This window comes from Hansschlegelia beijingensis (assembly GCF_045505405.1).
Classification (GTDB): Bacteria; Pseudomonadota; Alphaproteobacteria; order Rhizobiales; family Methylopilaceae; genus Methylopila; species Methylopila beijingensis_A.
In genome coordinates this window covers 1-10,847 of record NZ_JBJKEX010000081.1, presented here as the reverse complement: position 1 = coordinate 10,847, position 10,847 = coordinate 1, and the positions used below count along the sequence as shown (strand labels likewise).

Genomic DNA, 10,847 nt, shown 5'->3' with positions numbered 1-10,847 from the left:
GCGAACTGAAGACGGGCAAGCTCAGGGTCGGCGCGGTCGGGCCGTTCCACGTGACCGAGATGCTCGTCGCTTTCCACGCCCGCTATCCGCAGATCGAGATCCTACGCAACGCCGCCGCGGCGCCCGCCACCGCGAGCGCGGTCAGAAGCGCGAAATAGGCGAGCGCCCTCAGCTGCACCTCTCCGGTCGCGAGTTGGTCGAGCCAGAACTTCGGCGAGGCGAACGCCAGGACGTCGAAGGGCCGCGCCGTGGAGGAGCCCGGCGCCAGCCGGCCGACGCCGTCCCAGCCGAACAGCAACAGGACGAACAGCATGGCGAGCGCGATGACGAAGGCGCCGACCTCGCTGCGCGCCAGCGCCGAGGCGAAGAGGCCGATCGCATAGAAGGCGACGAGCAGGCAGGCGGCGCCGAGATAACCGGCCGCCACGGCGCCGAAATCCGGCTCGCCCAGATAGGCCAGCGTGGCGACGAGCGGCGTCGTGAGGAGCAGCGTGACGAGCATCACGACGGCGCCGGCGAGCCATGCGCCCGCCGCGATCGCGCTCGGCGGCAGCGGGAGGGTAAGGAGGAACTCCCGCTCCCGGTCGAGCGGCCGATCCGCGAAGGCCCGCATCGCGAGCGCCGGAACGAAGATCAGCGCGACCCATGGCAGGAAGGCCAGCATCAGGTCGAGCGAGGCGCGGTCCCCGGCGAACAGATCGCCGATCAGGAACACGAAAACCGGCAGCGTGATCAGGAAGCCGACCTGAAAGATCAGCGTCAGCCGCGAATAGACCAGCAACCGCAGCTGGTGGCGGAACGCGGCGCGCGCCGCCTGCAGCCAGGACGGCGGGCGCGGAACGGCCGGATCAGCGGCCATCGGCTGCGTTCAGCGCGGCGTAAGCCGGGGCGAGCCGTCCCCGCTCGTCGAGGAGCGAGGCGAGCGGGGCATCCGCCACGATGCGGCCCGCGCGGAAGACGATGACGCGGTCGCAGAGCGTCTCCGCCTCTTCGAGAATGTGGGTGGAGATCAGGATCGCCTTGCCGGGCGCGGCGTCCTTGAGCCTGCCCCGCAGCCGCGCCTTCTGCTCCGGATCGAGCGCCGTGGTGGGCTCGTCGAGGATGAGCGCCGGCGGGTCATGCGCCACCGCCTGCGCGATCCACGCCCGCTGCCGCCAGCCCTGCGAAAGCGCGCCAAGAGGCCGGCCAAGCGCCAGGGCGAGATCCGCGAAGTCCACGGCGCGCTCGATGGCGCGGCGCCGCGCGGCGCCGAAGAGCCCGCGCGCCTCCGCGGCGAAGGTGAGGAACTCGGAGATCGTGAGATCGGGAAATCCCGTCGGCGATTCCGGCAGGTATCCGACGGCCGCGCGGGCGGCCAGACGATCCGAGACCACGTCGCGTCCCGCGATGGAGGCCGAACCTGCGTCGGGCCTCAGATAGCCCGCGAGCAGCCGCATCGTCGTCGATTTGCCGGCCCCGTTGGCCCCGAGCAGGCCGACGATCTCGCCTGCCCTCGCCTGGAAGGAGACGCCGCCGAGCGCCGGCGCTCCTCCGAAGCGTTTGGCGAGAGACTGCGCCACGACAAGCATTCTTACGCACACTCGCCGTCAGCGACCGGACATGAACCCCGCCACGATCATCAGCAGCATGCTGACGCCCGTCAACGCGTAGCCGGTCTTCACCAGGACTCCGGCCGGACCGTTTCGACCCGCCCGGAACGAGCCTACGACGCACAGGAGCGCGCCGCAGATCGCCACCGCGATGATCGCCTCGCGCGAGAAGAGAACGCCGAGAACGCTCATCGCGCGCCTCGGCCGATCCCCGTCACGGCTGGGCCTGAGGCCGAGCCTGCTCGCCCCGGACGCCCTGCCCGCGGAAGCTCTTCATCGCCTCCTCGTGCAGGATCTCGAGCGCCTGCCGCTTGATCTCGAACACCTCTGGCGAGCTCATCATGTGGAACTGGCGTGGCCGCGGCAGCGGAATCTCGATCACCGCGCGCACCTGGGCGGGGCGGTTCGACAGCACGATCAGGCGGTCGGCCAGGAAGATCGCCTCCTCGATCTCTGAGGTGACGAACAGATTGGTGCGCCGGTTCTCCTCGAACAGCCGCAGGAAGAACTCCTGCATCAGCGGCCGGGACATGGCGTCGAGGCCGCGGAACGGCTCGTCCATGATCAGCAGCACGGGCTTGTTGATGAGGGCCCGGGCGAGCTCGGCGCGCCGCTGCATGCCGCCTGACAGCTGCGACGGATACTTCTTCTTGAAGTCGCCGAGGCCGACGCGGTCGAGCAGCCGCCGCGCCTCCTTGTCGATCTCGGCGCGGCTGCCCTCGCCGCGCAGCAGCGGCCCGAACACGACGTTGTCATAGGTGGTCTGCCACGGCATCAGCGCCGTTTCCTGGAAGACCACCATGCGATCCTTGCCCGGCCCCCGCACGGGGCTGCCGTTCAGGAGGATCTCGCCGGATTCCGGCGTGTCGTAGCCCGCGACCAGGTTGACGATCGTGGACTTGCCGCAGCCCGACGGGCCGACGATGCATGTGAGGTCGCCGGGCTTGATCTCGAAGGTCAGGTTCTTGATGACCTCCTCGCGGTCCCACTCCTCGCCGAAGCCGCGCGAGACGTTCTTCAGTTCTACGCGGCTCTTCCCGGCCGCGTTGGCGGGGACGTCGATTTCCGATTGCGGAACGGTCGTGACCATAGGTCGAACTCCTGGAGAATGACGGGCGCGGACGCTCAGAAGGCGCGCCGCCAGGGCATGACGCGTTCGCCGAGAAGGCGGATGAGGGCGCTCGAGAGGTAGCCCGCAATGCCGATCGAGATCATGCCGACGATGATGTGCTCCATGGAGCCGCCCATGTACGAGCTCCAGATGAAGAAGCCCAAGCCGCCGCCGGACTGCGAGCCGCCGCCCGACACCATCTCGGCCGCCAGCACCACGTTCCAGGTGATGCCCATGCCGACCGCCGCGCCGGTGAAGATCGAGGGCAGCGTGCCGGGCAGGATGATCCGCGAGAACAGGTGCCACTGGTTGGCGCCCATGGACTGCGCGGCCCGCAGATAGCGGACGTCGATCGTCCGGGCGCCGCCGAGCACGTTGATCACGATCGTGAAGAAGGCGCCCAGGAAGGTGACGAAGATGATCGACATCTCGTTCGTCGGCCAGAAGATCAGCGCCGCCGGAACCCAGGCGAGCGGCGGGATCGGCCGCAGGATCTCGAACGGCGGGAAGAAGATATCGCGGAAGTACTTGTTCACCGCGAGGAAGAGACCGAACGGGATGCCGATCAGCTGAGCGATCAGGAAGCCGATCATGACGCGCTTGATGCTCTCGATCCAGCTCATCCAGTAGCCGGACTGCACCACCACTTCGGACGCCGCCGCCGCGACGGCGGTCGGGGCCGGAAGCTTGCTGAAGAACGGAACATCGATCCCCAGCGAGGTGTGGAGAAAGCCGCCCGCCTGCCAGACCAGCAGGAAGACGAGGAGGCCTGCGAGCCCCCTCCAGAAGGCGGCGTTGGAGAGCGTCCGCTCCAGCTTGGAGCGGCGGCGGAAAGCCGGAGGCGGCGGGGCGGCCGCGGGGTCGAGTGTCGTGACGGCGCTCATTTTCTTATGTCCTTGGATAAAGCGCTGGATGGCTGGGCTCAGGCCGCTCAGGCCATCTCGCGCTCGCCCGCCTGGAAGGCCTTGATCGCTTCTTCGTGGACGGCCTCGTCGGCCTCCTTCACGAGTAGGCGGAAGGCCTCGGACGTCAGCGTGTGGTAGTCGCGCGGACGCGGCAGGTTGATGTCGATCACCTTCTTCACCCGGCAGGGCCGCGTGGTCATGACGTAGACCCGGTCGCCGAGGAAGATCGCCTCCTCGAGATCATGCGTGATGAAGTAGATCGTGACCTTCGTCCGGTCGTACATCTCGAGCAGGGCTTCATGCATGATCTGCTTGGTCAGAGCGTCCATCGCGCGATAGGGCTCGTCGAGCAGCAGGACCTTCGGCTCGTTGATGAGGGCGCGCACGATCTCGGCGCGCCGCGCCATGCCGGACGACACCTCGCCCGGATACTTGTCCGCGACGGCGCCGAGACCCGCTTCGTTGAGCGCGCTTCTGGCGCGCTCAACGCACTCCGCTTTCGGCCAGCGGCCCTGCACCATCGGGCCGTAGGCGACGTTCTCGGCCAAGGTCTTCCACGGGAACAGAGCGCCGTTCTGGAAGACCACGATCCGATCGGAGCCCTGGTCGGCGAGCGGCTTCTTCGCTCCGCAGAGCGGGACGCCGTCGAGCAGGATCTCGCCGCCGGTAATCGAGTGGAAGCCGGCGATCGCGTTCAGCAGGGTGGTCTTCCCGCACCCCGAGGGGCCGACGATCATGCAGACCTCGCCAGGCGCGATCTCCATGGAGCAGTTGTCCACCGCCATCACCTGCGCCCCGTCGGGGTCGTAGACCTTGGTGACGTTGCGGATGCTGATGGCGCCTTTGGAAGCCGGGGCGCCGGCCGGATGATTGAGCTGGGTTTGCATCGTCGTTCCCCTCACCGGCCCTGCATCGCGAGCGCTTTGACGTGCCACTGCATCAGTCGGTTGCCGACCCAGCGGACCGCCGCCGAGGAGAACCAGCCGACAAAGCCGAGCGTGAGCATGCCGATCACCATCGGGACGGTGACGCTGTTCACGTATGAAGACAGGATCAGGTAGCCCAGGCCGTAATCGCCCGAGACCATCTCGGCCGCGACGAGCGAGAACCAGGCGACGCCGACGCTGATCTGCAGCCCGGTGAAGATGAAGGGCAGCGCGCCCGGCACGACGACATGGCGGAACACGTCCCACTTCTTGGAGCCGAGGCAGCCGGCCGCGCGGAAGTAAGATTCGTCGATCGACTGCACGCCCAGCATGGTGTTGAGCGTCGTGGCGAAGAACGAGGCGAGCGTCGCCAGGAAGATGACGGGGGTCTCGTAGCCCGAGAACATCAGGATCGCGAGCGGCACCCACGCCATGATCGGGATCGGGCGCAGCGTCTCGAGCACCGGGAAGGTGTAGTCCTTGATGGTCTTCGACCAGCCCATCAGGAGCCCGAGCGGCACGCCGAGAAGCGTCGCGAGGAAGAAGGCGATCGCGATGCGCCGGCAGCTCACATAGATGTGTTGGTAGTATTCGGGCGTGAAGACGGAGGTGCCCTGCGCGGGAGTCCTGGACAGCCAGTCCGACAGGATGGTGATCGGGCCTGGTATCTTCTCGAACCGGGGAAGCTGCAGGCCCTCGCAGAGCAGCCAATAGGCGACCAGCCACAGGCTGATCCCGAACAGCATCAAATATGGCGTCGGCGACCGGACGCCCTTGCTCGCACGGTAGGCCATGAGACCGAACCCTGTCGGCTGCCGTCTCGGCGCCTTCGTGGGTCGCTGGCCGGCCGCGAACGCGTCATCGGCGAGTACGCTCATCTTGCATTCCTCTGTGGCGGTCAGGGAGCGGCGCGGGCGCCGGAGCGCCCGCGGGCGTAATCGTCAGTTCGCCTTGGAATCCGCGGCGGGATGGGCGGTGATGACGCCGATCGGGCTCTGCAGGCCTCGGGCGGCCAGCACTTCCCTGGCGATCGAGTCGTCGACGCCGCCCTCGCGGATCTTGGGCTCGGCCGCAGGCTTCGCCGGCAGCGTGTTCAGGAAGGCGGTGGCGTCGTCGAGCAGCTTGTGCACGCGGTCCGTGACCACGAAGTCGAACTGCAGCTTGGTCGAGCCGACGTCCTTCTCGGAGGCCGCGCCGTAGAGCGCGGTCCAGAGAATCTTGCGGTCCATCCGCTCCGTCTGCGCCTCTGCGAGCTGCGCCACCTCGTCGGCGTTCTTCATGTCAGCCATGAAGAGCTGCGCGTCGATCTCGGACTCGAGCCAGCCCTTCACCACGTCGGGCCGCTGCTGGATGAGATCGTTCGCCATCACCAGGAAGGCCCCGTCGATGGCGTTGAAGTCGCGTCCGGTCGCCACCCGCTTGGCGAGGCCCGTCATCTCAATCTTGGATGCGGTCGGCTCCCACACGGTCGCGCCATCGAGCTTCTTGGCGCGGAAGTTGGTGGTGATCACCTCCACGTTCTGGTTCAGGTAGGTCGCAGGCTTGGTGCCGGTCTGATCGAAGGCCAGGCGCGCGAAGCGGTCGGAGCAGGCGCCCTGGGGGGCGGAGGTCTGCTTGCCGGCCAGCCATTTGACGGCCTCCTGGCCGTCCTTGAAGTCGGGCGCGTCGTTGCGCACCAGCATGATGTTGCACTGCTGCTCGGAGGTGCCGAGCGTCGCGACGATGCGCAGGTCGGTGCCGCCGCGATCCCGCAGATTGCGGAAGGTCGCGGCGATCGCGGGCATGTCGCCTACGTAGCCGATGTGCTGCTTCTCGCCGGTCATCGCGTTGACGATCACCGCGCCCTGCAGACCGATCTGGAACGAGGCGGTCGAGCCCTCCGGCAGATACTTCTTCCAGAAGCTCTTGCCGTTGTTGACCACGCCCGACCAGGACGCGGTGTAGTACGGCTGATAGCCGACCACGAGGTCGACCTTCTCGCCGGGCTTGCCGAAGTTCATCGCCGCATTCGCGGGGGTGAAAGCCGTGGTCGTCGCTGCTGCAAGCGCTGCGACGAGCATCGCAGATGCTCTGGTGCTGGCCATGTTCCCTCCCAAGGGAAGCTCGGCCGTTGATTGACGTGCCCGCTTTTGCGGATCTTGTCCGGCAGAGCTTTTTTTGCGTTGGAGACGCGCTAGCGCCCGTCTCGACAGCGATGGCACGCCGCCACGCCGCCAGAGTAAAATTGTTCCTTCAAATGGAGTGATAGGGTCGCGCTATTGCGGATGCGCATAGATGCGGGGCCCGCCTATTTTCGCCGCCGCGCTCACGCGCGCGACAGCGCCGGCGGAACGGGCGCGCTGCGAAGCCTGTATCTATCAAACAATAAGAACCTTTCATTTGGCCAATCGGATTGTCCCGGCGATCGTTCATCCACGCACCGAATGGAGCGGCAACGCACGGCGGCGGCAAGCCGTCGCCGATAAAAAGGAGCAGAGGAAGCGCCGATGCCAGCGAGGAATCACACCCAATGGATGGCCACCCCGCCCCTGCAGAAGGGCGAGTGGGTCGACAGCCGCGTCTACACCGACCAGGAGATTTTCGACGAGGAGCTCGAGAAGATCTTCAAGAAGGCGTGGGTCCCGGTCTGCCACGAGTCCGAACTGCCCAAGGCCTATGATTTCCGCACCACGAGCATCGCGAACGAGCCGATCATCGTGACGCGCGGCCCCGACAACGAGGTTCGCGCCTTCCTCAACGTCTGCCCGCATCGCGGCATGTTGATCGAGCGCCGCCCCTCCGGCAGCTTCTATGAGGGCCAGCCGTCCGGAAACCCGAAGCGGATGACGTGCATGTTCCATGCATGGCAGTTCGATATGAAGGGGAACTGCGTCTACATCAGCCGCGAGAAGGAAGGCTACCAGGACCGGCTCCCGAAGGAGAACGTCGGCCTGCGCCGGCTGCGCTGCGAGGTGAAGTTCGGCGGCTTCGTGTGGGTCAACCTCGACGACAACCCGATCTCCCTCGAAGACTGGGCCGGAGAGCCGTTCCAGTGCCTCCGCAAGACGCTCGAAGCCGAGCCCATGGAGGTGTTCCACTATCACAAGGCGATCGTGGATACGAACTACAAGCTGTGGCATGATACGAACTGCGAGTTCTATCATGACTTCATGCACTATCATAACCGCGTGACCGGCTTTAACGACGCCTACTTCGCGCGGAAGAACGAGTCCTTCGAGCACGGCCACATCGTGGTCGGCACCTTCGAGGTGAACTACGACCAGTACGAAGGCTTCGAGAGCCGGGCGGGCCTCTCCTTCCCGCATCTGCCGCCGAACCAGTGGTACATGATCGACCTGTTCCCGGGCATGAACTTCAACCTGCGCGGCTCGGCGCTGCGTTGCGACGTCGTCACGCCGCTCGGGCCCAACAAGGTGATGATCGAGTTCCGCGGCCTCGGCCTCAAGAGCGACACGCCCGAGGAGCGCCAGACCCGGATCAACCACCACAACTCGATCTGGGGCCCGTTCGGCCGCAACCTGCATGAGGATCTGATCGGCGTGCAGGGCCAGGGCACGACCATGCGGCCGGGCCAGGAGCCGCGCCGCATCCTGCACGGCCGCCAGGAGAACCAGACGATCCACGACGAGAACGGGATGCGTCACTACTACGACGAGTGGGGCAAGTGGATGAACCGCTCGCCCAGCAATCCCGAACTGCCCTACACCGCGCCGGCGATCGCCGCCGAGTGACGGTCGGAGGCCCGGCGGGTCGCCCCTCTCCCGCCGGGCCTCCTTATTCGTCTGCAAGAACACGAGAAGAGGCCGGTCGGCGCAGCTGCGCCTGGCCGATCAGGCCCTCCACCGCGCGAGGAAACGAGAGCAAGATGGATATCCACACTGAGATGACCGCGCCGCCGCTGAGCGGCGGACTTGACCCCGCGCAGGCCCGCGAGGCCGCCGACGCCGTCCGGAACGCGATCTACCGCGCCACCATCCTGCTCGACAGCCAGAAATGGGACGAGTGGCTCGCGCTCTGCGACGAGAGCTTTGTCTACGACATCAAGGCGTGGAGCCCCGAGATCAACTACGACATGACCTATCTGCATGGGTCGCGGAAAGATCTCGAAGCGCTGATCCGCCTGCTTCCCAAGCACAACACCGATCATTCGCCGCTGACGCGCCACACCACCGTCTACACCGTGGACGTCTCGGACGACGGCGCGACCGCGACGGCCGTGAGCGCCTTCATCGTGTTCCAGCACCTGCTGGACGGCACCAACTCGCACATCGATTCCGGAGAGAGCCGGCTGTTCCTGGTCGGCAAGTACTACGACACGTTCCGGATCGAGAACGGACGCGCTCTGTTCACCAGCCGCGAGACCAGGCTGGAGAACCGCCGGCTGGACAAGGGCTCCCACTGGCCGATCTGATCGTGAGTCCGTCGCCGCACCGTGGCGGACGGTCGCGCCGGGCGTCGGGCGCTCGCCTCGACCGACGCTTGGCCGCCGACCTCACCTGAACAAAGGGCGCCCTGATGAGTTGGACGTATCTCTGCGACGCCGCCGAGGTGGCGCCGAATTCCCTGAAGCTCGTCGACGCGAACGACATCCGGATCGTCGTCGCCAATTACGGCTCCGGGTTCCGCGCGATCCCGCCGATCTGCCCGCATATGGAGGAGCCGCTGGACGAGTCCGGCGTCATCGCCAACTGCGTGCTCACCTGCACCAAGCATCTCTGGGCCTGGAACCTGATCTCGCTCGACATGCTCGGCGAGACCGAGAAGCCGCTCAAGACGTACGAGGTCAAGGAGGAGGACGGTAAGCTGCTCGCCTACATCACCGAGGAGCTGACCTACGACTTCGAAGAAGAAGACGACATGGACGATGACTTCTTTAGCAAGAGCTGAGAACCTCGCGGCGGAGCCGCTCGCGCACGAGCATTGCGCCGTCTCGGTCGAGACGAAGTCCGGCGTGTTCGGCTTCGACTGCGCGCCGGGCGAAACCCTGCTCTACGCGGGGCTGAGGCACGGCCTGACCCTTCCGCACGAATGCGCGACCGGCACCTGCGGGACGTGCCGCGCGCGGGTGATGACGGGCGAGGTCGACGTCGCCTGGGAGGAGGCCCCGGGCGCGGCGCGCCTCAAGCGCGACAAGGGCGACATCCTGCTGTGCCAGACCCGGGCGCTCGGCGACTGCGTGCTGCGCGTGCCGGCGGAGGTGGCCGAGAAGCCGGCGCGCCACCAGATCCCCGCCTACCGGATGGGGCTGATGGAGAACATCCGCAGGCTCACCAGCGACGTCGTCCGCTTCGAGGTCGCCCTGTCGACGCCGATGGAGTTCGACGCCGGCCAGTTCGTGGTGGTGGAGGCCCCGGGCCTGCAAGGCGCCCGCGCCTACTCCATGGTGAACTTCACCCGCTCCGCCGGGCGGATCGAGCTGGTGGTCAAGCGCAAGCCGAGCGGCGGCTTTGGCGACTGGCTGTTCGGCGCCGCTGCGGAAGGCGCCGAGGTGAAGGTGTTCGGCCCCCTCGGCCGGGCCACCTTCCACGCCGACGAGAACAAGAACCTCCTGATGATCGCCGGCGGCTCCGGCATCGCCGGCATGATGTCGATCCTCGCCTCGGCCGCCGAGGCGGACCATTTCCGCACGCGCAAAGGCTACGTCTTCTTCGGCGTCCGTACGCTGGCGGACGGCTTCTACCTCGAGGAGTTCGCCAGGCGCGTCGCCGAGGCCAACGGCAATCTCGAGGTGACCCTGGCGCTGTCGCACGAGGAGCCCGCGCAGGCGGATCATCCGGATTATCCCGGCGTGAAGCTCGCGGGCGGAATGGTTCACGAGGTGGCGAGCCGGGCGATGGCGGGCCGCTATGACGACCTGATGGCCTATGTGGCCGGACCGCCGCCGATGGTCGACGGCGCGCTGCGTACGCTCATCACGCAGGGCGGCCTTAGCCCTTCCGCGATCCGCTACGACAAGTTTGGCTGAGCGACGGGACGCCCCTCCCGCATCGTGACGGCTGAAGCGGCCTCAGGCGAACTGCCTGAGGCCGAGCCGCGTCAGGATCAGCACGCCCACCACCACCAGCAGGGTCGACGCCACGCGCCCGAGCGCCTCGCGGGAGAGCGCATGGGCGAGCTTGGCGCCGGCCCAGGTCCCGGCGGCGAGGCTGAGCCCCAGCACGAGCCCGATGCTGACGTCGGGGTCGCCATAGGCGAAGTTCCCGACGGTTGCGACCGAGGGATGAGCGAGGCCAGAGCGCCCCTGCGCTACGACTGGAACGACATCGTCTACTTCCTCGCCGTCGCCCGTCACAAGAACCTCGGCCGCGCGGCCAAG

General features: G+C 66.9%; 13 protein-coding genes. 4 read left to right on the top strand and 9 right to left on the bottom strand.

The annotated features are described in order from the left end of the window. Positions 1-82: 82 nt before the first annotated feature. From ACIKT0_RS07510 to ACIKT0_RS07475, 8 genes are all read right to left on the bottom strand, one after another. Positions 83-859 carry an ABC transporter permease gene (locus tag ACIKT0_RS07510; RefSeq protein WP_407104740.1) on the bottom strand — a complete coding sequence of 259 codons (777 nt, stop codon included), beginning with the start codon at positions 857-859 and terminating at the stop codon, positions 83-85. Next, positions 849-1,559, bottom strand: a complete 711-nt coding sequence (locus tag ACIKT0_RS07505; RefSeq protein ID WP_407104739.1) for an ABC transporter ATP-binding protein — start codon at positions 1,557-1,559, stop codon at positions 849-851. Before ACIKT0_RS07505 ends, ACIKT0_RS07510 begins: the two co-directional genes overlap by 11 nt. 27 nt (positions 1,560-1,586) lie before the next feature. Further along, a complete protein-coding gene (locus ACIKT0_RS07500; RefSeq protein WP_407104738.1) occupies positions 1,587-1,781 on the bottom strand; it encodes a hypothetical protein in 195 nt (64 codons plus the stop codon). A gap of 22 nt (positions 1,782-1,803) precedes the next feature. Continuing rightward, the gene (locus tag ACIKT0_RS07495) at positions 1,804-2,679 is read right to left on the bottom strand and encodes an ABC transporter ATP-binding protein (protein ID WP_407104737.1); all 876 of its coding nucleotides are present in this window, start codon (positions 2,677-2,679) and stop codon (positions 1,804-1,806) included. A 35-nt stretch (positions 2,680-2,714) separates the two neighbouring features. Then, on the bottom strand, positions 2,715-3,584 hold the full coding sequence (locus ACIKT0_RS07490) for an ABC transporter permease (protein WP_407104736.1): 870 nt from the start codon (positions 3,582-3,584) through the stop codon (positions 2,715-2,717). Positions 3,585-3,631: 47 nt separating this feature from the next. Next, positions 3,632-4,492 (bottom strand): ABC transporter ATP-binding protein, encoded by an 861-nt coding sequence (locus ACIKT0_RS07485; protein ID WP_407104735.1) that lies wholly within the window; start codon positions 4,490-4,492, stop codon positions 3,632-3,634. Between the two features lie 11 nt (positions 4,493-4,503). Beyond that, a complete protein-coding gene (locus tag ACIKT0_RS07480; protein WP_407104734.1) occupies positions 4,504-5,409 on the bottom strand; it encodes an ABC transporter permease in 906 nt (301 codons plus the stop codon). A gap of 63 nt (positions 5,410-5,472) precedes the next feature. Then, a complete protein-coding gene (locus ACIKT0_RS07475) occupies positions 5,473-6,615 on the bottom strand; it encodes an ABC transporter substrate-binding protein (RefSeq protein ID WP_407104733.1) in 1,143 nt (380 codons plus the stop codon). 429 nt (positions 6,616-7,044) lie between these two features. Between ACIKT0_RS07475 and ACIKT0_RS07470 the strand changes: the two genes are divergently transcribed. The 4 genes from ACIKT0_RS07470 to ACIKT0_RS07455 all read left to right on the top strand — a co-directional run bounded on the left by ACIKT0_RS07470 (position 7,045) and on the right by ACIKT0_RS07455 (position 10,496). Beyond that, a complete protein-coding gene (locus tag ACIKT0_RS07470) occupies positions 7,045-8,262 on the top strand; it encodes an aromatic ring-hydroxylating oxygenase subunit alpha (protein ID WP_407104732.1) in 1,218 nt (405 codons plus the stop codon). 134 nt (positions 8,263-8,396) lie between these two features. Continuing rightward, entirely contained in the window at positions 8,397-8,942 is a 546-nt protein-coding gene (locus tag ACIKT0_RS07465; protein ID WP_407104731.1) for an aromatic-ring-hydroxylating dioxygenase subunit beta, read from the top strand. Positions 8,943-9,046: 104 nt separating this feature from the next. Then, positions 9,047-9,418, top strand: coding sequence for a Rieske 2Fe-2S domain-containing protein (locus tag ACIKT0_RS07460; RefSeq protein WP_407104730.1), 372 nt, complete (start codon positions 9,047-9,049; stop codon positions 9,416-9,418). Further along, positions 9,396-10,496, top strand: a complete 1,101-nt coding sequence (locus ACIKT0_RS07455) for a 2Fe-2S iron-sulfur cluster-binding protein (RefSeq protein ID WP_407104729.1) — start codon at positions 9,396-9,398, stop codon at positions 10,494-10,496. Before ACIKT0_RS07460 ends, ACIKT0_RS07455 begins: the two co-directional genes overlap by 23 nt. Before the next feature lie 42 nt (positions 10,497-10,538). On the opposite strand, the gene ACIKT0_RS07450 is transcribed toward ACIKT0_RS07455, so the two are convergent. Further along, positions 10,539-10,847: hypothetical protein (locus ACIKT0_RS07450; protein WP_407104728.1), on the bottom strand; the 309-nt coding region annotated here is incomplete at its 5' end.

Coding starts and splice junctions, on each gene's coding strand:
- ACIKT0_RS07455 (WP_407104729.1), top strand. CDS start 9,396: ATGACTTCTTTAGCAAGAGCTGAGAACCTCGCGGCGGAGCCGCTCGCG.
- ACIKT0_RS07465 (WP_407104731.1), top strand. CDS start 8,397: ATGGATATCCACACTGAGATGACCGCGCCGCCGCTGAGCGGCGGACTT.
- ACIKT0_RS07475 (WP_407104733.1), bottom strand. CDS start 6,615: ATGGCCAGCACCAGAGCATCTGCGATGCTCGTCGCAGCGCTTGCAGCA.
- ACIKT0_RS07500 (WP_407104738.1), bottom strand. CDS start 1,781: ATGAGCGTTCTCGGCGTTCTCTTCTCGCGCGAGGCGATCATCGCGGTG.
- ACIKT0_RS07485 (WP_407104735.1), bottom strand. CDS start 4,492: ATGCAAACCCAGCTCAATCATCCGGCCGGCGCCCCGGCTTCCAAAGGC.
- ACIKT0_RS07510 (WP_407104740.1), bottom strand. CDS start 859: ATGGCCGCTGATCCGGCCGTTCCGCGCCCGCCGTCCTGGCTGCAGGCG.
- ACIKT0_RS07470 (WP_407104732.1), top strand. CDS start 7,045: ATGGCCACCCCGCCCCTGCAGAAGGGCGAGTGGGTCGACAGCCGCGTC.
- ACIKT0_RS07495 (WP_407104737.1), bottom strand. CDS start 2,679: ATGGTCACGACCGTTCCGCAATCGGAAATCGACGTCCCCGCCAACGCG.
- ACIKT0_RS07460 (WP_407104730.1), top strand. CDS start 9,047: ATGAGTTGGACGTATCTCTGCGACGCCGCCGAGGTGGCGCCGAATTCC.
- ACIKT0_RS07490 (WP_407104736.1), bottom strand. CDS start 3,584: ATGAGCGCCGTCACGACACTCGACCCCGCGGCCGCCCCGCCGCCTCCG.
- ACIKT0_RS07480 (WP_407104734.1), bottom strand. CDS start 5,409: ATGAGCGTACTCGCCGATGACGCGTTCGCGGCCGGCCAGCGACCCACG.